The following is a 26,462-nucleotide window of genomic DNA, read 5'->3' as shown; positions in this document are numbered from 1 at the left end:
GGTTGTAATAGAATATAGTATAATTCTAAGCTCAGGAGGTTCAACATGTCTCCTTTACTAAAAATTGAAGATCTATCTTACATCTATCACACACCAAAAGGCGAAACGAAAACCCTAGACCATATTTATTTAGATGTATATAAGGGGGATTTCATAAGTATCGTTGGTCCTAGCGGGTGTGGTAAATCCACGCTTTTATCCCTAATTTCTGGTCTCCTTGAACCTTCCCATGGTCATATCACCCTGGATACATCTCTTCTTAACAGTGAGTCGCATAACACAGGGTATATGCTTCAAAAAGACCATCTTTTTGAGTGGCGAACAGTCTATCGTAATGTTCTGCTGGGTCTTGAGATTAATAATCAATTAACCCATGAGAGTCTTACGTATATTGATGGGTTATTAAAGCAATACGGTTTATATGATTTTAGGAACTACAAGCCTTCTCAATTATCAGGCGGTATGCGACAACGTGCGGCCCTTATTCGTACTTTAGCACTGAAACCTGATATTCTCTTACTAGATGAACCTTTTTCAGCTCTGGATTATCAGACCCGTTTATCTGCTGGAGATGAAATAGGAACCATAATCAAGCAAGAAAATAAAACCGCTTTATTGGTTACACATGATATAGCAGATGCTATATGTCATGAACAAAAAAGCAGTTTTATGTTGTCCCATTCCATACCGTGTCTAGCTTACTTAAAACGCTCTTATCTTACCTAATGGCCATAAACGCAGAACCACTTTACCTTCAATTAAACTTTGGTCCACACATCCAAAATTTCGACTGTCATTACTGGCTTTTCGATTATCGCCAAGAACAAACACCTGATCGTCAGGAACCTCTAACGGATATTCCATTTGTGTCCTTGCATCCGTATAATCCCCTTTTATATAGGGTTCATCTAATGCAATATCATTCACATAGACTTGTCCATCTCGAATATCCACCTTATCCCCTGGTACACCAATCACACGCTTAACGTAACGCATTCTTGGCATGACCCTTTTGTTATATTTATCTTTTTTAAACTTATTCTTTATGTCATCAATGGTAATACCTAATGGGTTACCTTTAAACCCTTCTGGTCTTTCTTCAAGAAAAACAACCACATCACCTAATTTGGGCTTTGTCACATGATAGCTCAGTTTCTCTGCAAATAAAAAATCATTTTCCATTAATGTATTTTCCATGGAATGTTGCTGCACCTTGGTGGATGTAATGACAAAGCTCTGTACAACCAACACACTGGCAACAACGACAATGACAAAAATAACTAATTCCTTAACATCTTTATAAAATTTGTTTGAACCCATATTAATTCTCTCCTACTCTACAATAACCTCTTATTATTTGTCTTCTTTTATAAAATCGCGATATAATAGACTGGGCTGTATCCCCTCATTATTTTGATACTTACCGCTATTATATGTGGTATAATCACCATCAATGGTGTGATAATATATCTGACACACTTCAACCTGTGGGTATATCCTAATCGGTTGCACACAAAAAATCTCAAGAGTCCAAAAACCACTGAATCCAACATCACCAAACCCAGCCGTTACATGTATAAAAAGCCCCAATCGTCCAATGGATGAACGTCCTTCCAACATGGGTACATAATTGTCTGTTTTCGTGTACTCCACCGTTCTACCTAAATACAGCTTTCCAGGCTCTAATAATAAACCCTCTTCTGGTATGACTATTTTTTGGGCTTGATTCACTTTTTTCATATCTAGCTCTTTATTTTCATAAACCAATAACTCATGATGCAATCGAAGATTATAGCTGTTTGGATTCAGCTGATCCTCATGAAACGGTTTAATATGTATGGTCTTACCTAACTGATTCTTTATCTCTCGTCCTGATAATATCATGCTCCTAACCCTTTCTTTTGTCTCCTTACGTGCTTACTATGCCACTTTTGAAATCATCTTTATGTCAATCGTTTTAGATAGCTATTAAGTATGGTATTATGGCTATCCTCTTCTCCAGCATAATAAAAAGCAATGGATCCTCCATGTTCACTGAAGCTCAGATGCTTATTCGTTAATACCCTCTTTAAATGACGAATCGTTCCAAGATTCCCATCATACACCTTAACATGCTCAGGTACAATTTCTTGTATAAACCTTTTAAAATATGGAAAATGCGTACATCCCAGTACAATAGCACCATATAAGTCAAAATCAAAGGGCGCTAAAACGTCTTGTAAATATGCCATGACTTCTTCTCGCTCAAATGTATTTTGCTCCGCTAACTCCACCAGCTTAGGTAATGCCAAAGAATCAACACGTGCCAGCGCATCATGTTTATTCACAAGATGTTGATACTTCTCTTCCTTTAAGGTCAGATCCGTCGCCGTCACAAGAATTCGCTTTTCTTTTTCTTGTTCCAATGCATACTTCACTGCCGGTTCCATGCCAATAATCGGAAAATCATAACGCTCTCGTAACTCTTTCACAGCGATACTTGTAGCCGTATTACAGGCAATAACCAATACATCAATCTGCTTCTCTTCTAGAAATTGAACAACCTGCTCAACATAATCTTTAACTTCCTCTTTTGGCTTGGTACCATAAGGCGCATGTTCTGAATCCGCATAATAAATAAATTCCTCATGAGGCATCACCTTCAATGCTTCATGCAAGACAGTTATACCGCCAATTCCTGAATCAAATATACCAATCTTCAATACAATCACCCTTTGAAACTTTATTTATATTGAACCCTAATGCCATCTTACAAAGACAACCTCAATATAAATTAACATCATGTATACGTATTCTATTCATTATATCATGTTCTATAAGAAAGTTGAATCACTTTCTTATTTTCTTAGCTCCGTTTTTTAACATCCAAACTAATCCGTTTTTACCCATCACGTTAATGAATAGAACCCCTATCCACTATAATAACCAATTTTCATCACAACCCATAACATTTACTCTCCCCTTTCCATACTTATCTTCACAAGGCACTACAATTAACCCTGAACCCCTAGCCCCATCAATACCCCAGTAGATGAATAGGCATGGAAGAAAACAGTGCCTTTTAAATAATGATTAGTAAATCTTAGTGATTGAAAAGGTGAATGACGTTCAAAACTTAAGTGTCTGAGCTTGCGAGTTCTTAAGTTTTAGTCATTCACCTTTTCAAGAGCTTAGATTTTCTTTCATTATTTAACAAAAACTGTTTTCTTCCATGCCTATCCATCTACGGATGTCTTGCACCCACCTACAAAAAACTATCTTATGTCCTACCCTACCAATAAACTCCCCTCTACACCTATCTTCCAAAAAAAACAACACCTACCTATCCTTCCGCCTCTTATACCCCCCCTTTATCTTCCTCTTCTCCTCCAACCTTAACCGTTCCAACTTCTTCTTCTCAATAAAAGCCAACTCTTTTTCAAGCTTACGTAAATTATCCAACCGTTCAACAGATAATTCCCCATCCTCAATAGCCTGCATCACCGCACACCCAGGCTCTCCCGAATGACTACAATCACTAAAACGACACTCGGCAGCTAATATCTCTATATCACTAAACACATCCTGCATACCATGTTCATCACCATCCTGCCACAAACCCAGCTCTCGCATACCCGGCGTATCAATAATCATACCACCATGATGCATACAAACCAGCTGTCTATGAGTGGTTGTATGTCGTCCACGATCATCATCTGCCCTTGCGGCATTCACTTTCAGAATGTCTTCACCACAAAGTGTATTAATCAATGTGGACTTTCCTACACCAGAAGAACCAAGAACAACTGCTGTCTGCCCTGCCATACAATATGGCTCTATATCCTCTATACCTATTCCTTCAATGGAGCTAATGGCATAGACTTTAACACCAAGTGCTACGGATTTAACCTCCGCTACTTTATCCCCCACATCTTCGCATAAATCCGCTTTGCTTAATACAATGATTGGTTCTGCGCCACTATCCCAAGCAACCGTTAAATAGCGCTCCAACCGTTTTATATTAAAATTTTGATTCAGTGCCGTCATAATGAATACATAATCAAAATTAGCAGCAACCACTTGACCTTCTATGGTGTTACCTGCCATCTTTCTAATAAATTGGCTTTTTCTCGGTAATATATGGTGTATCACACCCTTTTTCTCACCTTCTATGGGAGACACTAAGACCCAATCACCCACAGCTGGTAAAGCCTCTTTACTCATGTCATAATACAATTTGCCAGGGATAATCCCTGTTACCTCACCTGCTTCAGTCATTAAGCTAACATGCCCCCTGTGCTCAACCAATACACGGGCTGGCATATACCCTTTTTCTTCATACTCTTGTAAATATTTTTGGTGCGTGTTATTCCATCCATATGTCTCTAACTTCATTAAGTTTATGACCATCCTTTTCTTCCCAGAAAAAAAATCTAGCACAATATGATTTATTGCGCTAGATTTATGATAAGATATAGACTATCCACTATATCAAAAAAACATGCATGATAACGAAAGCATCTAACTTACCCTATGATAATCATTAAGTCACGATGTTTTCTTGTACAGCACATCCATATTCTCTTTAATAAGAATGTGGCCCGTGCATTTAACTTCGATAACCTTATAGATAAGCATACTTTATCGTTACTAATAAAATAAAAACCTAGGCAATAAATGATACTGCTCTAGGTCAATAATATCCTATATCATTGTATTTTCCTGGGAGCAGTTATTGTTTGAAATTGTCGAGTTCCATTGTTTACTACATATACTTTTTTTGTCATAATCAACCGCTCCTTTCAATATTTAATATGGATATATATTATCATATATTATTTACAATTACAAACATATAATATACTCTAGGCATATTATTTCTATTTAAGCCCAGAATATAATATGTACAACTTAATATTAAGCATTTTTAGTTACTTCATTAGATATACAATTGGTAATATTGTCATTAAAAAAAATGGCATATACATTTTCAACGTCAAGCTTTAGGATACTTATAATTTTGGTAACTTCTCTTAAATTAAAATCAACGATTCCTAATTCTTTTCTGTTGTATGTTTTCTGTGTTATGGATAACATTTTAGCCATTTCTACCTGTGTATATCCCATTGACGCTCTGGCAGACTTTAATTTATATGTATTCATACCTTCACCTCCAGCACTTACCATCCAAACAACACAATCGTACCATACCATTTGGTAAGTGTCAACCAAAAATTTGTATCTTTGGTAATACAGATTTTAATTTTGGTAAGTAAGTATTATACTATTAATGAAATATTGCGAAGGCTACGTAATTAGTGCATAAAGGGGAAAATTCACTCTAAATTGAAGAAATAAAAATCTGTACATTCAAATGCTTTACATTGTACATGGGTTTTAGAGAGCTTTTCCTGTAGTATAAAAAAATAATAAAGTGGTGTATGACATGAACAAAAATTCAATTGGTTATCGCATATTGAACCTTAGAAAAAAAAAGCAATTGACACAAAGAGAGCTGGCTGTAAAGGTGAACGTCACCGAAGCAACCATGTCTCGCTATGAAAATAATCTTAGAGAACCAAAAGGAGAAATTATCAATCGGATTGCACGAGCCCTTCATACGACCACCGATTATCTTCTAGGGAGGAGTAACCACTCTATTCCCCTTAGAGAACCGAAAGACCATAAATCCATTAATGTGGATCTGGATACCATTATTGAAAAATTAGAAGAAGTAGATGGTTTAGAATACCACGGCGAGCTGATGGATGACCAGACCAAACGCATTATATTAAAAACCCTTAAACATACAAGAGATATTGCAGAAGATATGCATAAAAACAAAATCATGCAAAATAAATAGCACATCTAAAATTACTGCTTATATGGAGGCATCTGTCATATAGTATTAATAAGACCCTATGATAGGATGATACTCATTGAATATAGCCATCTATTCTCGAAAATCTAAAGCTACAGCTTCTGGCGATTCCATAAAGAACCAAATCGGTCTTTGTCAGGAATTTGCTCACGCACATTATGACGTGTCACATTTACACATTTATGAGGATGAAGGTTTTTCTGGGAGCCATACAAAAAGACCTGGATTTCAACAAATGCTCTTAGATGTGAAAGAAAAGAAATTTGATGTATTGATCTGTTACCGCTTGGATAGAATCAGTCGTAATGTTCTGGATTTCTCATCTATTTTGGAATTATTAACAAAGCATCATATTGAATTTGTCAGCATACGCGACCATTTTGATACATCCACGCCTATGGGAAGGGCTATGATGTACATTGCTAGCGTTTTTGCCCAATTAGAAAAGGAAACCATTGCTGAACGTATTCAGGATAACATGTACAAATTAGCTGAGTCTGGTCGGTGGCTAGGTGGTATGACACCTCTTGGTTACCGATCACGTCGTACCCATACATCAAATGGTAAGTCCCATGCTGTTTTAGAGCTGCTACCTGAAGAAGCATCACATGTAAAAACAATATTTAATACCTATGAGCAATGCAAATCCCTACAAGAACTTCAAACCTATACCCGGAGGCACCATATTAAAAGCCGTCGTAACAACAACTTTAGCCTTAGTGCTCTTAAAAATATCTTAGCAAATCCAGTCTATATGACAGCAGATTTACAAGCTTATAACTATTTTTCTCATCACAAAGCCTATATGAACCCTAATCTTACCCCTGCATCCTTTACTGGCAGGCAAGGTATAATGGCTTACAACAAACATCTTGAAGAAAAGCATAGAATATCTAAGAAATCCCTAAGTGAATGGATCATTGCCATTGGTCATCACACACCCATCATACCTTCAAAACAGTGGATTTCTGTTCAGTCCATACTCCACCACGCTAATCCTAATCCTCCATTATGTCATGAAAAAGCTCTTTTCTCACAGCTGCTTCATTGCAAAACATGCCAGATTCCCTTAGAAACAAAAGGGATCTATCAACATCATCAGCTACGCTACCTCTATTATCAATGCCCACATAAGAAAAACCCCTCATGTGGTCTTCTCAATTTAAGTGGTTTTAAGGCAGAGCAACAGCTGTTCCAATATTTTGACCAGCTGATAGGCATCCCTTGCGAAAGAACAGGTCTTGAACAATTGCTTTCTTATACAGAGAAAAGAAGATTACTCATACAGCTCATTGCTTCTATGACATGGGATGGCCATACCTTAGAAGTCATCTTGCGTTAATATAAGACTTTGTTTGTTACATATAGCAGAAGCTATTAGTATGGCTGACAAAGTTGTTGTGCTGAGTAAGCGGCCGGCAACGATTAAACGTATATTTGATATTCAGCTTTCCATTGATCATCGAACACCTTTTACTTCTCGAAGTGCTCATGAGTTTGGTGATTATTTTAATGCTATTTGGAAGGAGATGGATGTTAATGACTAATCAAGTATCTCCGGAACAAACACGTTATTTAAAGAAAGCCCTTAAAAAACGCCGGCTCATTACCTTTTACCAAGTGCTTATACTCATTGTACTTATCATTGCCTGGGAAATAGGAGCTGTCACAGGTATCATTGAACCGTTTATATTCAGTTCACCTCGCCGTGTGTGGGGCGCTTTTATTGAGATGGTCATGGATGGTTCCATCTTCTATCATGTAGGCGTTACCCTTTATGAAACCATTATCAGTTTTGCTCTTGGAACGGTATTGGGTATACTCATTGCTACGCTGCTATGGTGGAATCGGCAACTGTCCAAAATCTTAGAACCCTACTTGGTTGTCTTCAATAGTCTTCCCAAGACTGCATTGGCACCCATTATTATTGTTTGGTTAGGACATAATCAAAAATCCATTATTATTACGGCTCTTACTGTGGCTATTGTGGTAACCATTATTAATGTATTTAATGGCTTTATTCATGTATCCAGTGAAAAAATTAAGTTAATTTACACCTTTAATGGCACAAAAAAAGATGTGCTGACAAAAGTGGTCTTTCCTGCCAATATCGCCAACATTATCAGTACCATGAAGGTCAATATTGGTTTGTCTTTAATCGGTGTGATTATTGGAGAGTTTATTGCAGGTAAGCACGGCCTTGGACATCTTATACTATATGGCAGTCAAGTCCTTAAAATGGATTGGGTAATCATGAGCATTATTATGTTAGCCATGGTAGCTACAGGACTGTATGAACTCATTGTTTTTTTTGAAAAAAGAGTCAATCGACAACCACATCATTTACGGTCAAGAAAACGTCAATTTTTCAAGATGTTTAAACGTAAAAAATAGGGATAGAGCTACTGTTTATCAACATTTAATTGATAATCTTATAATAGCATCAAAAAACAGCCAAGAACCTTCGTCAAGGACAAACTAATTCTTGGCTGTTATCACCACCATATGTTATTTGGAAGGTCAGCTATATATGAGGTACCTTCTTAGTAGGCAATCACAATACCGCCATCATTAGCATAAACACTGGATATACCTCGCATTTCTACAACAAATATATCTTTAAATCCGTATAAGACCTTTGCTTTTTCTTTTATTGCCATGGCACGTTCAACACAGTTACAATGTGCAATCACAAGAAATTTCTCTTCTAAATTTACTTTTTTGTCATCAATTATCTCTATCATTTTATTGATAGCTTTTTTGATGCCTCTTGCTTTTTGCAGCATGATAATCTCACCTTTACCGTTAGATGCTAAGATAAGTTTAATATTTAAGACATTGGCAATAGCCGCTTTTACCAGACTCATACGGCCTGTTTTAACAAGGTTATCTAATTTCTCTAAAACGAATATTGTCTTCATTTCTTTAATATATTGTTCAATGCTGCTAACAATCTGAGAATAGGTTTTACCCATTTTAGCTAAGTAATCCACTTTCAATGTTAATAAGACTTGGCCTGCTGATGCACTTAACGAGTCAAAGACATGAATCTTTTTCTGTCTATTTTCCCCTTCATATATTTCTTTGGCAACCTCAGCACTGTTATAGCTGCCACTCAGTTTACTGGATAAAGTAACAACAAATACATTATCTTCCTTACCTTGGTAAGAATCCATATATTCTGCTGGTGATGGACATGCCGTCTTAGGTATAGCATGACTTAAGTTCATCTTCTTTACAAAGGTTTTTCCATCAAAGGTATCATCATCAATATGACGATCCCCTTCAAATTCAATGGTAAGCGGCACAAGCTTAAGAGACATCTCTTCAATCATCTCTTTATCAACATCACAGCCACTATCTACTATAATTTTGTAATCCACGAAGCATCCTCCTCAATGTAATAACTACGACAAGTAGTATCTATTACTACATACATCATAGCATATCTGTCATGTAATTAAAACCCCTATTTCTATTTACACCCTATTTGTTCATCTTTCTTGGTATCACATATAATTGAACTTGGTTAAATATGATAAAAATTATTAAACATCTGATCCATCACCACTAAATCTTTTATACCTATTAATTCCCGTGTTGAATGCATAGCCAGCATGGGAAGACCCACATCTGCTGCTCTTACTGGCACATAGGAAGAGATAATAGGTCCAATGGTTTTTCCTCCTAATGCCCCAGAACGATTAACAAACTTCTGATAGGGTAGATCTGACGCATCACATAATTGTTGTATAGCAGCCGTTGACTCACAATCTGTGGCATAACTTTGTTTGGCACTAAGTTTTAATACAATACCTTTATTGAGTACTGGGCGGTTTGTTGGGTCATGCTCCTCTTGTGCATTCGGATGAAGGGCATGGGCACCATCTGCTGATATAATAAATGATGTTTCAAACATACGTAAATGTTTGGCTTTACTGCGATTAAGTGCAAGAGAAAGACGTTCCAAAATATTGGCAAATAAGGCCGAATCTGCCCCTGCTTTTGTACCACTGCCAATTTCTTCACTGTCAAAACATGCTGCGATATTAATACCATCATAACACTTGGACTGAATGATGGACCTTAGGCTACCATAGACCATGGCTAAATCATCCAGCTTAGGTGCTTGTAGAAATTCATTATCAAATCCTATCATATGCCCTTCTTCAGCTACATACAGATAGAGATCAAAGTCTAGGATTTCTTGAGCATCTACCTTCATTTCTTCTGCCAGATAATGCAACAAATAATTCTCTTTTTCCAAGGCATCATTGATTTGTCCAACCAATGGTAATGTATGTTTTTGAGGATGTATTTCAACACCTTTGTTTACTTGACGGTTCATATGAATGGCCAAACTTGGTATGGTCAATAACGGTCTCTTAAAATCCACATAGCTTATTTCTGGCTTTAAAGGGTTCTTGGATTTTAAGGCAACCTTACCAGCAATGGATAATGGACGGTCGAACCATGTGGAGAATATAGGTCCTCCATAAACTTCCGTATTTAAACTCATATAACCGTCACTCACTATTTCAGATTTTGGTTTTATTTTAAAGCATGGGCTATCTGTGTGGGATGCAATGATTTTGAAGCCCACATGGTCAATAATCTCTCCCACATCTATAGCAAATAGCGCTGTTGGATAGGGGCTGACATAGTATTTGCCATTTCTCTGTATGTGCCATTCCTGGCCCATTTTTAATTCCCTGAATCCTGCTTCTAAAAGCATACGTTTCCCTTCCATGACACTGTGATAAGGTGATACACTTTTGTTAATAAATGCCAATAAATCCTTGGCATAATCCATTGAATTTTGACGCATTTTAATCATCCTCCATTATCGTATTGATGGTTATCCATAAACTGCCTGTTACTTATTTATATAAAAACGCCAGAGATAGTCTGCGGCTTCTTCTGCATAATCAATGTTAATACGTTTGGCTTTATGTATAGCATATCCTTTTTCTTCCCCACTATCATAAAAATAAAATTGATCGGACAGAAAATCCATGCCATTTTGTTCTTTTGTAAGACCTAAGGCAAGACATAGCTTACCGGGTCCATTGGAAAAATTCTTTTTCTGGTAATTGGTAAGTGTGTCGTATGATTTCTGGTATCGATTCAGACACATCTGCTCTCTATTTTTAACGGGTACGGCTCCTCTTATTAACACGGCGCAAGGGTTACCCGCTTCTTCTGTCACCACATTTAAACAAGCGTACATGCCGTATATCAGATAGATATAAGCATACCCAGCCTCACCCCACATGACTTCTGTTCGAGGGGTTCGCTTACCACCGTAGGTATGACATGCTTTATCATGAATGCCCGTATAAGCTTCCACATCCGTAATCTTGACCACTAAATCAACGCCATTATGGTTATAGACCATGTATTTGCCAAGCAGCTCTTGAGCAACGACTAAGGTATCTCTTTGATAAAAACGTCTATCCAGTTTTTTCATACATCTATCCTCACGCTCTTCTAATCTTCATTCTTTCATTTATCATTTTTCGCATTTTTTTTACTTTATGACATATCCCTCTACCATATTACAATAAAAGCATTGAAAGTTCTACCTCTATTTTGTATCATATAACATAGAGAATGGGTTCATCTATCATACATGCCCATGGAAGGAATGTTAAATCATGATATCTTTTGAAATAACCGATATAAAATGCTTCATGAAAAACCTCTTAAAAGAGCAGATGTTTGATGATTTCGAAGTTTCTGGTGTGGATATTACCACCTTTACAAAGTTCAGTATCACCTGTGATATAAATGATAAATACCTTTCCTCAGATGAAAAAGAAATACTGGATAAGCGTTCCCTGGTCACTTGGTCAGAAATTAAGGATGTTCTATATCACATTATTAAAGGAAATCGGGTACCTACCAAATTTAAAATTATATTTGTCTTACCTAAAGACCGTACCAGACAGCTTGTTGAAAAGAATCAACTGCCAGTCAAAGAAGATGGTGTTCATGGTTTGTTTATCAACATTAATTTTGAAGATGGTCTCCTTAAATGCACCACAGGAACTTCACTTAAAGTTTTCACACTGGATAAAATTCTAGAAAATTATTGGGATGATACGGTTAAAAAGTTTTTTAAAAAGCATGGAATCGCTTTATAACCCCAATTCATGGGAAAAGTACCCGTTACTTTTTCCTTCTTGTTAGCACTCCTCTTAGTTGAGTGCTAGTTTTTTCTTGACAAGTGAAATATTTCGATTTATTATACTATATAAGGTGGATAAGCATCATTGTACATAACACACATCATGATGAAGAAGATTCACCTCCATAACATTAATCCAGGTATGTTGAAGGATTGAACTTACGATGTTGTTTCAGCATATAAATATATATTTACTTAGGAGGCGTTTAAATGAATACAGAAAAAGGTAATCTATCCATTCATAGCGAAAACATATTTCCCATTATTAAGAAATGGCTTTATTCTGATCATGATATTTTTGTGAGAGAGCTTATTTCCAATGGATGCGACGCTATAACAAAATTAAAAAAGTTAGAAGTTATGGGTGAAACCACACTTGCTGATGATAATGTTTTCAAAATTGAAGTGATTGTGGATGATAAGGCAGGAACCCTTACGTTTAAAGACAACGGTATCGGTATGACTGCTGAGGAAGTGAAGCAATACATTAATCAAATTGCATTTTCAGGTGCTGAAGATTTCTTAAGCAAGTATAAGGACAAAGCAAATGAAGATCAGATTATCGGACATTTTGGTCTTGGTTTCTACTCTGCTTTTATGGTAGCGGATCAAGTACAGATTGATACTTTATCCTTCAGTGAAGGTGCACAAGCCGTAAGATGGATGAGTGATGGCAGCAGTGAGTATGAAATGAGTGACGGTGACCGTACAGAAAGAGGTACAACCATCACCCTTACAATTGGTGAAGACAGTAAAGAGTTTTTAAATGAATATACTGTACGCAGTACCATTCAAAAATACTGTTCCCTAATGCCCATAGACATTTTCTTAATGAATCCAAATAAAGAAGAACCTAAAGATGAAAACGGTGAGCCAAAAGAGCCCGCTGAACCTACACCACTTAACGATACACACCCCCTTTATCTTAAAAAGCCTAATGAATGTACCGACGAAGAATATAAAGAATTCTATCGTAAAACATTCATGGATTTTAAAGAGCCATTATTCTGGATTCATCTAAATATGGACTATCCTTTTAACTTAAAAGGTATTTTATATTTCCCTAAATTAGGCAACCAATTTGATACCATGGAAGGGCAAATCAAGCTCTATAATAATCAAGTGTTCGTTGCAGATAACATCAAAGAAGTTATTCCTGAATTCTTGCTATTATTAAAAGGTGTACTGGATTGCCCAGACCTGCCACTGAATGTATCAAGAAGTTTCTTACAAAACGATGGTTTTGTGAAAAAGATTTCTTCCTACATTACCAAGAAGGTTGCTGACAAACTTAATTCCTTATATAAAAACGACAAAGAGTCCTATGAAAAATTCTGGGATGATATTCACCCCTTTATCAAATTTGGTTGTTTAAAAGATGACAAGTTCTTTGATAAAACTAAAGACATTATCTTATACAAAACCACAACAGGTGATTATGTGACGCTTCCTGAATACCTTGAGCGTAATCGCGAGAAGCATGAAAATAAAGTGTACTATGTGACGGATGAATCACTGCAAGCACAGTACGTTAAAATATTTAAAGATCATGACATGGAAGCTGTTATCATGAATACAACCATCGACCAGCCTTTCATTTCTCATATGGAAACGAAAGAAACGGAAACTAAGTTTGCTCGTATCGATGCAGACCTTACGGATACACTAAAAGACGAAGATGACACCAGTGAAGAAGATAACAAGCAGCTTGTAGAAGAAGTACAAGAGATCTTCAGAAAAGCATTAAGCAATGAACAACTGAATGTATCCCTAGAAAACCTGAAAGCTGAAGATATCTCTGGTATGATCCTTTTACCTGAGGAATCTCGTCGTATGCAGGATATGAGTAAAATGTATGGTATGTTTGGTATGGATAATGCCATGATGCCAACTAATGAAAGCCTGCTTCTTAATAAAAAGAATAAATTGGTTAAATATATTATTGATAACAAAGACCATGAAAACACAGCTATCTTCTGTGAACAGATATATGATCTTGCTATGATTAGTCATAAGCAATTGGCACCTGAAGCCATGACTAAATTTATTGAAAGAAGTAATAAAATTCTACAGAAATTAATTTAATGGTGTTTTGGCGTTGACAAATATCACATGAGATGATATGATAATAATCAAATTTAATACGGTATGGTAGAGGCGCATGTTTCATGAGTAAGCAATTGGATTCGTACAGGCGAAAGAGAAGATTGGTAAAAGGGTAACATGCCGAAGAAGAAAATACCTGTTTCTATTTTCTGTCTGGGTATATAGTGAATAACTATATAACTGTCATAGACTAATGATGGCTATGGTGTGCTACTTGTGATTCTTTAATAAAACTCACAGTCGGCATACGTATGCCGACTGTTTTTTATATCTGCCAATACCTACATGAAGCAGCATTATATGTATTAGGGAATGCCCAATAAGAACTCCCCATAATATACTATAGTATCACTATCTTTTGCATACGATAGGTTTAAGAGCTTTACTTATTGATGTTTAGCCCTAAAAAAGATATACTATAGAAGTTGAATATAATAATATACGTTCATGCATGAAGTATTATCACTTTCAGTGAGACGATTAGCGTAAGATAAAACAGGATATACATTGGGAGATTACCTACAATTAAATGATATGACTCTAGAGGAGGTTTTTAAATGGCTATTTTTACAGGATCTGGTGTAGCGATTGTCACACCTTTTACGAAAGATATGCAAGTGGACTATGCAGGTTTAGAAAAACTAATTGATTTTCAATTGGATGGTGGTACAGATTGTATCGTTATCTGCGGTACAACAGGTGAAGCATCCACATTGAACGATGAGGAACATCTAGAATGTATTAAGGTGGCTGTTGATCGTACAAATAAACGTGTACCCGTTATTGCAGGTACCGGCAGCAATGATACAGCTCATGGTATAGAATTATCTAAGAAAGCTGAACAGTTAGGTGTGGATGGTTTGCTTCAAGTCACACCTTACTACAATAAGACAACACAAAAAGGTCTTATTCAGCATTTTACTTCCATTGCAAATAGTGTAAATGTACCCGTAGTCTTATATAATGTACCATCCCGTACAGGTCTTAATATTAATGCTGCAACTGCTGCTGCATTATCTCATGTGGATAATATTGTTGCTATAAAAGAAGCAAGTGGTAATATCACCCATATTACCGATTTGATGCACAAGTGTGAAGGACGCCTTGATCTCTATTCTGGTAATGATGATCAGATAGTACCTCTTCTCTCACTAGGTGGTAAAGGGGTTATTTCTGTTATCGCTAATATGCTTCCACAGGAGACACATGATATTGTCATGAAATACATGGAGGGTGATACAAAAGGCAGTCTTGATTTACAAATGAAACTGCATAATCTGATGGGTGCCCTATTCTGCGAAGTTAACCCTATTCCAGTAAAGACCGCTATGGGTTACATGGGTCTTCCAGCTGGTCCATGTCGCTTACCACTAACAGATATGGAGCCTCAAAACATCCAGATTCTGAAAAAGGCTATGCAAGACTACGGTATCAATATCTAATCCATAAAGCTAACCACTGGGTTCATTTAAGAAGCATCATGCGTCTATGAATGGCTCAGTGGTTCTGTTATAATAAGGTTAGCCTATCGTAAAATTTATTCTATGGATTGACATACATGAAACTAGATATACATGAAGACAAAAATGGTTACATGATGAAAGGAGTATTACAATGACTAGAATTATTATGCATGGTTGTAATGGTAAAATGGGACAGGTGATTTCAGGGATTGTTGCAAACGACCCGGAAACATCCATTGTTGCTGGAATTGATATTTCAGACCATATGGATAATCCCTACCCTGTATATACGCGTATAGAAGATCTTGATGTGGACGGTGATGTAATCATTGATTTCTCTATTGCAAGTGCCGTACCCACTGTACTTAACTATGCAAAGTCAAGAAAAATCCCTCTTGTGCTCTGCACAACAGGGCTTACAGAAGAACAGATTGCTACGGTTAATGAAGCCAGTAAAGAAATTGCTATTCTATTATCAGCTAACATGTCACTTGGTGTTAATCTGCTTCTTAACCTTGTAAAAAAAGCGGCTAAGACATTAACCGGTGCGAATTTTGATATTGAAATTGTTGAGAAGCATCACAATCAAAAGATTGATGCGCCAAGTGGTACTGCTTTGGCTTTTGCAGACTCTATTAATGAGTCACTTAATCATGAGTATACGTATAATTATGACCGTTCCACCAGTCGTGTGAAGCGTGAAGGTCAGGAGATTGGTATTCATGCTGTAAGAGGCGGGACCATTGTTGGGGATCATGCTATTATATTTGCAGGACAAGATGAAGTGGTTGAACTTCACCATAGTGCATTGTCAAAAGATATTTTTGCGGTTGGGGCTGTGAATGCTGCTAAGTTTTTGAGTCAGAAGTGTCAGGGAATGTATGATATGCAGAATGTGATTGAGAATTATTGATTTGTGATATTCAATAACAAAAACTACAAAAATCAAAACGCCCAACGGAAGTATTGTAAAACCATATAGCGTCATCATACTCTCTCGTTGCATTTGTTGCTTTTATCTGTTTAATAAGGTGAGCAACAAGCTGCAAAAGTCGATATGATGACGCTATATGGTTTTTTGTGTTGCTGCCACTTTGATGCCGGTAGAACCGCTTAGTAAGCCTGTAAAGTGGTAATATCTAGTGATTCTATGGAAAACCGTTTTTTTATATTGTTAGCCTTAACTTATAGGATTAGATTACCTGAATTACAAAGTTGGGTGTTATGTAATTAATGGTATTGTAAGTTTTTTGAGATGCTAATGGGATGCTTACATCATGTAGGGATTATTTTACTTTGGTTCCGAATGAAATAATGAGGCATAGTGCTTTTAGGATGGATAGATTGTGTTGATGTTCTTTTATATACTGGGTTATTTTTTCTTCGTCTAGTATATAGGACTCGGCTTCTTCTCGTGATGTGCCTCGGTTCATAAATAAGGTGATTATCTTTTCTTTTTCTTGTGGGGATAGTGTGTGACCATGGTGATTTGCTTGTATGAATTTTTCTTTGGTGGTATGGTAGGAGGCTTGTTTTGGGGTGATAAATTTGACTTTGTCGTTCATGCGTACATCAATATCTGTTAGACCTAGGTCTTGCATGTAGAAGGGTAGTTTCATACCGATAGCATGATCCCGTCCTTCTGATGCCATTTCACAGTGCCATAGTTTATGTAGGGCGTTGTTTTTGCTGAGGGAGTTAAAATGCAGACCATCCAAGTACATACTGGCATTTTCTAAGGCACGATTTATTTCAATACAGATGACTTTGCCGCCAATGGTTACACTACTTATCATTTTCTTTAAGATCTCATAAGGATTGTTTATGTGTCGTAGTACAGCTTGGCAGATAGCTATATCGTAATTTTGATTTGTTGTGACTTGGTTAAAATCACCTTGAATAAAGTGGGTTTTATATGGGCTATCTTTGAAGTTATGCCTTGCTTTGGTAATTAAGGTCTCACTGGCATCTATACCTGTATAGCTGCTCCCCTTAGGTAATAATGGCAGCATAAGTTTGCCTAAATAACCATAACCGCATCCAAAATCAAGGATGCTAACTGGCTGATGAAGCCTCCATACCTGTTGTATAAGGAATGCCATATAATCCTCATTCCATAGTTCATCCCTTGTTTGTTGTAAATATGACAGCTGATTATCCCAGTGTGCTACTGTTTTTGTTGTACGGTAGATGTAATCGCTTTTGAGAGGCTCTAAACCTAACAGTTGGTCTACAGACACCTGAAAGTAGCTTGCAAGCGCTGGCAGTAAGCTGATATCTGGTAGGGTTGTACCATTTTCCCATTTACTGACGGCTTGGTATGTTATACCGAGATAGTCAGCTAATTCACCTTGCGTAATGCCCTTTTCTTTTCTTAATTGAGTAATGGCTAATGTAATCTGCTTCATATTATCCCCTCCTGTACTTTCTAAGTCTATTCTAAAAGATTGTAACAGGATTCACAATAACTTTACTGTGGAATTTATTCAACCAGGGATTTAGTGCTGGTTCATTTCTTTATCTATAAAAGCTTCATATCGTTCCTTTATATCTTTATTTTGATTCATAAAAGCATTAAAACACTCTAGGTGATGTAACAGTTCTGGACGTATATAGTGCTCAATTAGTTCTGTATCTTTAAGAACGCTACCTTGATTCCCTATAAGTTCTAGAAATCTTTCGATGACGTGATGACGATGATAGAGATATTCTCCTAGAATTTTACCTTTTTCAGATAACTCAATGAGCCCATATTTTTCATAGTGGACCAAGTCAAGGGCGTTAAGCTTTTGAACAATCTTGGTGGATGATGATGTGCGCACATTTAATTTTTCAGCAAGTTGATTCATACGTACATAGGGACTATTCATACATAGTCTATAAATCATCTCCATGTAATCTTCCATACTTGGCGTCAACTTCTTTTTTTCACGATCAAGTATTTCATAACCTCGAAAGGTGTGAAAATCAGATAAATGCATCCCTAATCCCCTCCTTCTTATTCAATCTATTATCGCCTATTCAAAATTATGTCTATCATATTCTTTCCTCTTTTTGCCTTGTTAGAAGACCTGGGTTATCTATCACGAATAGCCTTTAATTTGGACTATTTCTTCAAGAAATGCTGTACCCACGAAAAGCAAGCGCTTACTATGTGTATGGGTAAACTGAAACTGTTATACATGATTATAAAAATATCAACAAATAGCCCATATTTAGTACATTATAATGTCTCAATTAATTATCTCGAACAACTTATTTTTTTGTTTAATGCGCTCTATGCCTATCACGTCTAAAGATAATTCAGTATGATAGCATTCACTTAATACAATACTCATCTCTTTTAGTGCGTAAGAACACCATAAGTCATTATTGTATGAAAGTTGCCCATAATGGTCATCTTTTTCATATAATTCCTTAGCTTGATTATAATATTTAAGAGCTTCATCATGATCTATTAGTAAATAAACATCACCTAATAGTTCAATATTCATTGCATAAATATAAGCGAACTTAGGGTCAGTATTTTTATATTGGGCTATTATGCTTTTCTGAAAAGATGCATTATACTGCGCTAATATACTAGCGTATTCATTATGTATATATTTATAATAGTAACAACCTACATTAATTAATGTATTAGCATGGTAATTGCAAGTAAGATAGTTATTAAAAAATAGTTCATTCATATTTCTATAATGCATTCCAATAAGTTGATACATAGATGCTAATTCTTCATACTTGCGTTCACTCAAGAATCGACTTCTACTATTGTTTATAAAATCATCTAAAGCAATTGGATAAATCAAATCATTATCTATAGCTTCTTCAGACCCTTTAATTAATGCATCTAGATAAGCTTTATAATAATCTCTATCTATATTAGTTATATTTTTATTCATTACATTATCACCCACTTATATATTATAAATAGAATTATATATCACCTTGTAGAACTGTACAAGATGGTATAATTTATTTAAATTTCACCTATATCTGATTATTTGAAAGGAAATAAAAAAGCCACAACCATATTATAATGAAAATATATCAAAGATAAAAAATATCTCATAGATAATTTATCTACCTATATTTTTGTTAATGCGTTTCTCAATTATCTCATTCAATCTATTATTACCTATTCAAAATTATGTCTATCATATTTTTAGAAAAAAGAATAGTACGTGCACACATTGAGTTGTACCCTCCATATAGTATTAAAGACAGTTGAAAAAGTTTCTTACGGCTAACTTTTTCAGTTATGAATAATGAAATTAGAGGTGACTCGGTTTATGAATCCATTGATTTCCCTTGATAAACTATCTGTTGGCAAACATGGTACCCTTCGACAATTGCTAGCTGATGGTGTTACAAGAAGGCGACTCCTTGATTTAGGATTAGTGCAAAATACACCTGTTAAGGCCCTTTATAAAAGTCCTGCTGGTGATCCTATTGCTTATGAAATACGTGGTACAGTCATTGCGCTTCGCTCGGAAGAAGCGTCACAGATCATGGTTGAATGTCAAATAGATAAGGAGGAAACAATCTAATGGGACTTACAATCCAATCCACGGGACTTAATACATTAAAAGAACGCTTTGATGTTGACCTGCATTCACCTGATGATGTGGTAATCGCCCTTGCTGGTAACCCTAATACTGGCAAGAGCACTGTTTTTAATGCTTTGACGGGACTTAAACAGCATACAGGAAACTGGCCTGGAAAAACCGTTGTTAACGCCCGTGGTACATTCACACATAAGAGTAAGAACTATGTTGTTATTGACTTGCCAGGTACATATTCTCTCTTATCCAATTCTGTGGAAGAAGAAATTGCTAGGGATTTTATATGCTTTGGTAAACCCCATGCTGTTGTGGTGGTAGCAGATAGCACGTGTCTTGAAAGAAATCTTAATCTTGTTTACCAGATTCTTGAAATTACCAACCAAGTGGTTCTATGTGTGAACCTCATCGACGAAGCTGCCAAAAAAGGCATAACGGTTGATTGCAATGCACTTTCAAGGGAATTAGGAATTCCTGTTATACCTACAAATGCTAGAGAAGGGAAAGGTCTTGATCGTCTAAAAGATACTTTACATACCGTAAGTCATAAGCCTATAACGCATTCACCTGTTACCATCCATTACCCTCCTAGCATTATACAAGCCATTGATGAACTGACGCCTTCTGTTACTGATATTTTAGGAAACAGTGGACTTGATCCTAGATGGACAGCTCTTAGGCTACTTGATGGGGATACAACGATTATCAAGACCATTGAAGCTTATCTTGGCATTACGTTGTCAGATAACGAAACGTTAATGAAAGAAATCCATGCCATGAAAGAAAATCTAATCCATGAGCATGGTCTAGATATGAATCATTTTCGTGAACAGATTGTTCATAGCATTATAAAAAAAGCTGAAAAGACAGCAGCATCCGTTGTGTCCACAAAAGAAAATAAACGTCGTGATTTTGACCGAAAAATTGATAAAGTGATTACCTCTAAGCTGTTAGGGGTGCCTATTATGCTATTGTTGCTTGGTTTAATTTTCTGGATAACCATCATCGGTGCTAATTACCCATCTGGACTGCTATCAAAGCTGTTTTTTAACATTGAAGACCAGTTAACTGCCTTTTTTAACTGGGCAGGTTCACCTGATTGGCTCCACGGTATTCTTGTCCTTGGTTTGTTCCGTACGTTGGGTTGGGTTATTTCCGTTATGCTGCCACCTATGGCTATCTTCTTCCCTCTATTTACCTTGTTAGAAGACCTGGGTTATCTACCACGAATAGCCTTTAACTTGGACTATTTCTTTAAAAAATGCTGTGCCCACGGAAAGCAAGCACTTACCATGTGTATGGGTTTTGGCTGTAATGCAGCAGGTGTTACCTCTTGTCGCATTATTGATTCACCAAGAGAGCGTCTTATTGCCATAATCACCAATAACTTTGTGCCCTGCAATGGCCGTTTCCCAACCCTCATTGCATTAGCTACGATTTTTATTGTTGGTATTGGTAGTAGATTCTCCTCTGTGATTGGAACCCTTGTCATTCTCCTAACCATTATATTAGCTGTCATGATTACATTCGGTATATCAAGACTACTATCAAAAACACTATTAAAAGGCATGCCCTCTTCTTTTACACTGGAATTGCCGCCTTATCGAAAGCCTCAGATTGGAAAAGTCATCGTGCGTTCATTAATAGACCGTACCTTATTCGTACTTGGTCGAGCCATTGTGGTAGCGGCTCCAGCAGGTATTCTTATCTGGGTGCTTCAAAACATAATGTTTGGTGACATCAGTATACTGACCCACTGTGCCAATTTCCTTGACCCATTTGCCTCACTCATTGGTTTAGATGGTTATATCTTAATGGCTTTTATACTTGGATTTCCTGCTAATGAAATTGTTATCCCTATTCTCATTATGAGTTATATGTCCACTGGCGCTATGTTGGAACTTGACAGTTTATCCGCTCTGAAAGATCTGCTGGTGAATAACGGTTGGACTTGGTTAACGGCTGTATGTACCATGCTATTTTCCCTTAACCATTTCCCTTGCGGCACGGCCTTATTGACCATAAAAAAAGAGACGAAAAGTACCAAATGGACCATTCTCTCTTTTATCATCCCTACTGTTACAGGTATTTTAGTTTGTTTTATCGTTGCTCAAGGAGCTCGATTATTGGGTTTAGTATAAGTGGCATAGTAAATGAGGCTGTTTCTATAATAGCCTCATTTCAATTCTCTTCCACTTCACTTTCGCTTTCTTCTTCATATTTTTCTATTTTAGAAATGGACACTTCATAAGCTATTTTACTGATGCTATCTGTTTCACTGACTTTCTTTTGATACTCCCTGCTTTGAATGCGTCCCCATATTTTTATACGGTCACCTACTGTAAATTTTTCTGCAAAACGAGCGTTACGTCCCCAACATATGGAAGGAATATAATCGGATTTATTATATGGGCGATTGACTGCCAGCAATATATCCGTAATTTCACGTCCAAATGGTGTTGTACGATACATAGGCGGTTTACATATGTACCCATCTAAGTATATGTAATTGGGATTACGCTTAATTTCATCTTCATTTAATATATCTATTTCTCGAGCAAAAACAGTTAAAACCAACCTATTTTTGCCATCTATCTGCCTGTTATAAGAGCGAAACTGCCCTTGAAGTTCAACAAATTGCCCTCGCATATCCTGTGTGACATCCAGTAGACGTTCTGATACCATGACAGGAATTTTATCGGAGTTATCGCTTAACCTAGATATTTCAACTACAAAATTATAAAACCCTTCCCCATATACTTCATGACTAAAATCAAATGTTGAGTATATTTTCCCAATGAGGTTAACCTGATTGTTTCTGATAACATTATCTTCCATAAACCTTATCTCCCTTCTTCTTTATCGAATGACTAATTGTAAGGTTTCTCTTTATCCTTGTGCATTCAATAAATTTCCTATGTTAAAGTTTTTCTATATCTATTTTTATTCCTATTGACTGATTTTTAGAAGTAGATTTTGGGGATTTATCCTTCCTTTATGGAATTTAACTTATCATGAATTTGCCGATTTATGAGCATGGCTGCTGTTACTGCTGACATAATATTATAGACATCGCGACCCCAAGAAGCCTTGATAAATACAGGGAATTCTTGTGGTTCTATGAGTCCATCACCTTCACCTATTTCTCGCTGTATGCAATAGATCATCGTTTGATTGGTATCACTATCGGCTTCAAGGCTGGATATGGTTACACTGGATTTCTTATTCAGTCCAAGTGTAATAAACCTACAAAGAGGAATGTGCTTTATAGGTATGTGTTCCAACTTATTGTCCACGTTAGCAATTGCGTAATAGATAGAGGACTTCTGCTCATCTGTCACATGAATCATCAGTGTCTTATCTGTTAATATTTCGATATGGTATTCCACATCGATTATGGCTATAATGTCTTCAAAAATGCTGATTAATTGAGATACTTTATTCATGCCCGTGATGAGGATTTTCTTCATGGATAGCAACCTACCTTTAATCTTATCAATCTTTAAAAATCACTATAGCATTATTATGGTCGAATTTCTCATGTATCATCCAATTAAATCATTATTTTCTTTTTTCGATCATCATTTTCCACTTACCAATGGGCTCAAATCCAATACGGTGATACACACTTCCAGCGTCTGGGTTATGATAAAATAGACATAGTGTTTTACCTTCATCCAACACTTCACCACATAATTTGGATAAACAGCGTCCCATATAACCTTTTCTACGATAACCTACTTTTGTAGCCACACCTACAACCATGGCTGATTTACTGTTTTCTGCTGTGGTTTGAGCCAATGAAACCATGTCACCTTGTTCGTTTTCTATATAATACATACGCCCTGTTTGATGTTCCATGTTAAGCCTAATACGCTGGACGCTATTGGTATCTGTCATTAAAAATTCTTCAATACTTTGTAAGAGTTCATATATCCTTGGGGCATCTTCTAATCCTGCTCGCTTAACACCTTCTTCATAGCTTAAAAGTTTATCTTTATGGGTTATTTCACAGAAATAAGATGATTTTACATGACAGTCATCCAGTACACCTTTGAAACGATCCACCACATCTTCTTTGCCACTTATCATTTTTCGGCAGTCATAAGACTTAATAATGTTCACATACCCTTGTATATCACAACTCTTATCTTTAAAATAAGGGATAAAATTCTCATTGTATCTTAGCAAGACACCTATTAACTGATCATGGTCATCAAAAGAGCCCCATACTTCTTGAAAATCTTTATCAAAACCGAATTTCTCAATATCACCAATGATAAACAGGTTAATGGATGGTTCCTCACTAACAAATGCTAGAACTTGCTTTCTATCATTTTCTGTTAATTTTCTCAACATATACATCATCCCTTCATTTTGTTTTTCCTTCTATTGTATTACTTTTTCAGACAATGTCAATACTTTTTACAAAAAAAGAGTAACCCACTGGCTACTCTATTTATCTATATCATATGTTGCTGTATCTTCTGCAATTTCCTTGACGTGTTTTAATGATTTTATGATAACCCTTCTGGTACGTTCTCTAATGGGTTCACCATGGAATAGAAGATCATCATCAACTTCTAACTTTCTCACTAATTTATTCAATTCTTCATCAATCTCTTTGTTATCATGCAGCTTGGCTACTGGTGTAGAATGTTCTGTAATGCCCATGAGATAATCCATGGATACATTAAAAAATTTAGCTAGCTCTTTTTTCGTATCGTCATCAGCTTGCCTAGCATTACGTTCATATTGAGATATATTATTTTTTGATTTTCCAACGATTTTTCCTAATTCTTCTTGGGTAAGTCCCTTATTCAATCTTAACAACCTTAATCTATCATGGAATCCTGGCATGCAAACCACCTCTCATTTATTTTAGAGTCCATGAACGCCACTGTAAATACTAATAACCAATAAGATAACCAAAGATAGAAGAAACTATTGACAGTAACCATCGTGTGTACTATAATATAAGTACACATTTTGGTTATTTTTGTGGCAACACATGTATTATTAGTATTGTTTTTGTGTATTTTTATATACTTTATAACTTCTTCCATTTAATAATTAGCATGTAAAGGGTATGTAAGAGGGTTCTACCCTTTTACAACATCAATACGTATTAAATACTCTCCCCTTATCATGTTTAATTATAAAATTACCACCTCTTATATAGGTTGAACAATATAATCAGTTTCTAAGATTAATGATTGCATTGAGGGCTTCAACGTATATAACAAGGTAATCATGTTGAATGAACAGTGTAAGAAAAGCATGTCCAATTCAATATGAGCATGCATCACCCAGTGAATTCACAACCAGCATCCAGTGTACATCAGGTTACATGAAACAGATCTGTCATACATGTTAAACAGCTACCAGCATGGTACTTATATAGACTGTTGATAAACTCCCAAGAAATGCCTAAGAAATGTAATGCCTATACACATTTCTCTATCTTTATCTACACCTAAGTATGCTGGTAGCTGTTGATATGATCATGTATACCTGTTCATTCGGTGACCTCTTGCAAATCCAATTAATACAATACCCGATGCCTGTGCTGTATCAATGGCTACATTGGTAGGTGCAGAACGTGAGACGAGTATGGGTATGGCCGCTTTAGCTACTTTCATCACAATTTCAGATGTGAGGCGACCTGTGGTTAATACCATCTTGTCATGTAAAGCCATCTTATCTAACATGCTCTTACCGATGATTTTATCAAGGGCATTATGTCTTCCAATATCCTCTTGAAATAGCAATATCTTCTCTGTATCACATAGCGCACAACTATGAACACCACCTGTTTGGTTAAAACGTATGGATTTTTTACTAAAGCTTTTCATCAGGGTCTGGATTTGTTCCATATGGACGGATTGATTTTGAATAACCGTATGTGTTGGCGGTGTATCCATGACTTGATAAGCGATGGTTCTGGCTTGACCACATGCAGTGGTGACGGTCTTTTTCGCACTTAAGTATTGACCAATATAATCAAACTGTTGATCCTGTAACAATTCTACGTATGCTTTGCCCCTTTCTAGATTGACAGTTAGTGACTTGATATCATCGGTGGACTTAATGACACCTTCTGCATAGAGAAAGCCCACAACCAGTTCTTCTAAGGCTTGTGGTGTACACTGCATGGTCACAAAAGCTCTATTATGTAACATCATGGTTAGGGAAAATTCAATAATCACATCATCAAAAACCTTTATTTGTTCTTGTCCATTAAATTTTATTATAGGGTAAGTTTTAATGCCATCCATTGC

At 36.3% G+C, this 26,462-nt stretch carries 27 protein-coding genes and 1 riboswitch; of the genes, 11 read left to right on the top strand and 16 right to left on the bottom strand.

Annotated features, from left to right (window positions below; translation table 11 throughout):
• Nucleotides 1-45 precede the first annotated feature (45 nt).
• Entirely contained in the window at nucleotides 46-726 is a 681-nt protein-coding gene (locus HZI73_RS06870; RefSeq protein WP_212697518.1) for an ABC transporter ATP-binding protein, read from the top strand.
• Here the strand turns inward: HZI73_RS06870 and lepB are convergent.
• From lepB to HZI73_RS06845, 5 genes are all read right to left on the bottom strand, one after another.
• Nucleotides 703-1,320 carry a signal peptidase I gene (gene lepB, locus HZI73_RS06865; RefSeq protein WP_212697517.1) on the bottom strand — a complete coding sequence of 206 codons (618 nt, stop codon included), beginning with the start codon at nucleotides 1,318-1,320 and terminating at the stop codon, nucleotides 703-705. The two genes, HZI73_RS06870 and lepB, sit on opposite strands and share 24 nt — an antisense overlap.
• Nucleotides 1,321-1,353: 33 nt before the next feature.
• Nucleotides 1,354-1,884, bottom strand: a complete 531-nt coding sequence (gene dcd, locus HZI73_RS06860) for a dCTP deaminase (protein ID WP_212697516.1) — start codon at nucleotides 1,882-1,884, stop codon at nucleotides 1,354-1,356.
• 59 nt (nucleotides 1,885-1,943) lie between these two features.
• Nucleotides 1,944-2,702, bottom strand: a complete 759-nt coding sequence (gene murI, locus HZI73_RS06855) for a glutamate racemase (RefSeq protein WP_212697515.1) — start codon at nucleotides 2,700-2,702, stop codon at nucleotides 1,944-1,946.
• Between the two features lie 616 nt (nucleotides 2,703-3,318).
• The gene (gene rsgA, locus HZI73_RS06850; RefSeq protein ID WP_212697514.1) at nucleotides 3,319-4,389 is read right to left on the bottom strand and encodes a ribosome small subunit-dependent GTPase A; all 1,071 of its coding nucleotides are present in this window, start codon (nucleotides 4,387-4,389) and stop codon (nucleotides 3,319-3,321) included.
• 507 nt (nucleotides 4,390-4,896) lie between these two features.
• Nucleotides 4,897-5,142: a helix-turn-helix transcriptional regulator gene (locus HZI73_RS06845; RefSeq protein ID WP_212697513.1), complete on the bottom strand. Its 246-nt coding sequence runs from the start codon at nucleotides 5,140-5,142 to the stop codon at nucleotides 4,897-4,899.
• A 283-nt stretch (nucleotides 5,143-5,425) separates the two neighbouring features.
• Between HZI73_RS06845 and HZI73_RS06840 the strand changes: the two genes are divergently transcribed.
• From HZI73_RS06840 to HZI73_RS06825, 4 genes are all read left to right on the top strand, one after another.
• Nucleotides 5,426-5,842, top strand: a complete 417-nt coding sequence (locus HZI73_RS06840; RefSeq protein WP_212697512.1) for a helix-turn-helix domain-containing protein — start codon at nucleotides 5,426-5,428, stop codon at nucleotides 5,840-5,842.
• A gap of 76 nt (nucleotides 5,843-5,918) precedes the next feature.
• The gene (locus tag HZI73_RS06835; RefSeq protein ID WP_212697511.1) at nucleotides 5,919-7,202 is read left to right on the top strand and encodes a recombinase family protein; all 1,284 of its coding nucleotides are present in this window, start codon (nucleotides 5,919-5,921) and stop codon (nucleotides 7,200-7,202) included.
• 40 nt (nucleotides 7,203-7,242) lie between these two features.
• Nucleotides 7,243-7,407 (top strand): hypothetical protein, encoded by a 165-nt coding sequence (locus HZI73_RS06830; RefSeq protein WP_212697510.1) that lies wholly within the window; start codon nucleotides 7,243-7,245, stop codon nucleotides 7,405-7,407.
• Nucleotides 7,400-8,254 (top strand): ABC transporter permease, encoded by an 855-nt coding sequence (locus HZI73_RS06825; protein ID WP_212697509.1) that lies wholly within the window; start codon nucleotides 7,400-7,402, stop codon nucleotides 8,252-8,254. Before HZI73_RS06830 ends, HZI73_RS06825 begins: the two co-directional genes overlap by 8 nt.
• Before the next feature lie 149 nt (nucleotides 8,255-8,403).
• Here HZI73_RS06825 and HZI73_RS06820 read toward each other — a convergent pair whose 3' ends face one another.
• From HZI73_RS06820 to HZI73_RS06810, 3 genes are all read right to left on the bottom strand, one after another.
• Nucleotides 8,404-9,243 (bottom strand): DegV family protein, encoded by an 840-nt coding sequence (locus tag HZI73_RS06820; RefSeq protein WP_212697508.1) that lies wholly within the window; start codon nucleotides 9,241-9,243, stop codon nucleotides 8,404-8,406.
• 146 nt (nucleotides 9,244-9,389) lie between these two features.
• Nucleotides 9,390-10,688, bottom strand: coding sequence for a M18 family aminopeptidase (locus tag HZI73_RS06815; protein WP_212697507.1), 1,299 nt, complete (start codon nucleotides 10,686-10,688; stop codon nucleotides 9,390-9,392).
• Between the two features lie 48 nt (nucleotides 10,689-10,736).
• Nucleotides 10,737-11,330 carry a DNA-3-methyladenine glycosylase gene (locus HZI73_RS06810; RefSeq protein WP_212697506.1) on the bottom strand — a complete coding sequence of 198 codons (594 nt, stop codon included), beginning with the start codon at nucleotides 11,328-11,330 and terminating at the stop codon, nucleotides 10,737-10,739.
• A gap of 223 nt (nucleotides 11,331-11,553) precedes the next feature.
• Between HZI73_RS06810 and HZI73_RS06805 the strand changes: the two genes are divergently transcribed.
• The 4 genes from HZI73_RS06805 (at nucleotide 11,554) to dapB (ending at nucleotide 16,532) form a co-directional block, all read left to right on the top strand.
• The gene (locus HZI73_RS06805; protein WP_212697505.1) at nucleotides 11,554-12,006 is read left to right on the top strand and encodes a DUF5721 family protein; all 453 of its coding nucleotides are present in this window, start codon (nucleotides 11,554-11,556) and stop codon (nucleotides 12,004-12,006) included.
• A gap of 254 nt (nucleotides 12,007-12,260) precedes the next feature.
• Nucleotides 12,261-14,135 carry a molecular chaperone HtpG gene (htpG, locus tag HZI73_RS06800; protein WP_212697504.1) on the top strand — a complete coding sequence of 625 codons (1,875 nt, stop codon included), beginning with the start codon at nucleotides 12,261-12,263 and terminating at the stop codon, nucleotides 14,133-14,135.
• 59 nt (nucleotides 14,136-14,194) lie between these two features.
• Nucleotides 14,195-14,377: riboswitch (Lysine riboswitch) on the top strand.
• A 336-nt stretch (nucleotides 14,378-14,713) separates the two neighbouring features.
• On the top strand, nucleotides 14,714-15,598 hold the full coding sequence (dapA, locus tag HZI73_RS06795; protein ID WP_212697503.1) for a 4-hydroxy-tetrahydrodipicolinate synthase: 885 nt from the start codon (nucleotides 14,714-14,716) through the stop codon (nucleotides 15,596-15,598).
• 172 nt (nucleotides 15,599-15,770) lie between these two features.
• Nucleotides 15,771-16,532: a 4-hydroxy-tetrahydrodipicolinate reductase gene (dapB, locus tag HZI73_RS06790; RefSeq protein WP_212697502.1), complete on the top strand. Its 762-nt coding sequence runs from the start codon at nucleotides 15,771-15,773 to the stop codon at nucleotides 16,530-16,532.
• 373 nt (nucleotides 16,533-16,905) lie between these two features.
• On the opposite strand, the gene HZI73_RS06785 is transcribed toward dapB, so the two are convergent.
• The 3 genes from HZI73_RS06785 to HZI73_RS06775 all read right to left on the bottom strand — a co-directional run bounded on the left by HZI73_RS06785 (nucleotide 16,906) and on the right by HZI73_RS06775 (nucleotide 19,521).
• Nucleotides 16,906-18,027, bottom strand: coding sequence for a methyltransferase domain-containing protein (locus HZI73_RS06785; RefSeq protein WP_212697501.1), 1,122 nt, complete (start codon nucleotides 18,025-18,027; stop codon nucleotides 16,906-16,908).
• A gap of 90 nt (nucleotides 18,028-18,117) precedes the next feature.
• Nucleotides 18,118-18,600, bottom strand: a complete 483-nt coding sequence (locus HZI73_RS06780; protein WP_212697500.1) for a metal-dependent transcriptional regulator — start codon at nucleotides 18,598-18,600, stop codon at nucleotides 18,118-18,120.
• Nucleotides 18,601-18,852: 252 nt separating this feature from the next.
• Entirely contained in the window at nucleotides 18,853-19,521 is a 669-nt protein-coding gene (locus tag HZI73_RS06775) for a hypothetical protein (protein WP_212697499.1), read from the bottom strand.
• Between the two features lie 390 nt (nucleotides 19,522-19,911).
• Between HZI73_RS06775 and HZI73_RS06770 the strand changes: the two genes are divergently transcribed.
• Nucleotides 19,912-20,169, top strand: a complete 258-nt coding sequence (locus tag HZI73_RS06770) for a FeoA family protein (protein ID WP_212697498.1) — start codon at nucleotides 19,912-19,914, stop codon at nucleotides 20,167-20,169.
• On the top strand, nucleotides 20,169-22,322 hold the full coding sequence (gene feoB, locus HZI73_RS06765; RefSeq protein ID WP_212697497.1) for a ferrous iron transport protein B: 2,154 nt from the start codon (nucleotides 20,169-20,171) through the stop codon (nucleotides 22,320-22,322). Before HZI73_RS06770 ends, feoB begins: the two co-directional genes overlap by 1 nt.
• Before the next feature lie 40 nt (nucleotides 22,323-22,362).
• On the opposite strand, the gene HZI73_RS06760 is transcribed toward feoB, so the two are convergent.
• The 5 genes from HZI73_RS06760 to fdhD form a co-directional block, all read right to left on the bottom strand.
• Nucleotides 22,363-23,019 (bottom strand): single-stranded DNA-binding protein, encoded by a 657-nt coding sequence (locus tag HZI73_RS06760; RefSeq protein WP_212697496.1) that lies wholly within the window; start codon nucleotides 23,017-23,019, stop codon nucleotides 22,363-22,365.
• Between the two features lie 146 nt (nucleotides 23,020-23,165).
• Entirely contained in the window at nucleotides 23,166-23,627 is a 462-nt protein-coding gene (locus HZI73_RS06755) for a hypothetical protein (RefSeq protein WP_212697495.1), read from the bottom strand.
• Between the two features lie 115 nt (nucleotides 23,628-23,742).
• Entirely contained in the window at nucleotides 23,743-24,540 is a 798-nt protein-coding gene (locus HZI73_RS06750; RefSeq protein WP_212697494.1) for a GNAT family N-acetyltransferase, read from the bottom strand.
• A 96-nt stretch (nucleotides 24,541-24,636) separates the two neighbouring features.
• A complete protein-coding gene (locus HZI73_RS06745) occupies nucleotides 24,637-25,041 on the bottom strand; it encodes a helix-turn-helix domain-containing protein (protein ID WP_212697493.1) in 405 nt (134 codons plus the stop codon).
• 644 nt (nucleotides 25,042-25,685) lie between these two features.
• The gene (gene fdhD, locus HZI73_RS06740; RefSeq protein ID WP_212697492.1) at nucleotides 25,686-26,459 is read right to left on the bottom strand and encodes a formate dehydrogenase accessory sulfurtransferase FdhD; all 774 of its coding nucleotides are present in this window, start codon (nucleotides 26,457-26,459) and stop codon (nucleotides 25,686-25,688) included.
• Nucleotides 26,460-26,462 lie beyond the last annotated feature (3 nt).

Origin of the sequence: Vallitalea pronyensis, assembly GCF_018141445.1 — a bacterium.
Classification (GTDB): Bacteria; Bacillota; Clostridia; order Lachnospirales; family Vallitaleaceae; genus Vallitalea; species Vallitalea pronyensis.
The sequence above is the reverse complement of the archived record's forward strand: the minus strand, read 5'-3'. Positions and strand labels throughout refer to the sequence as shown.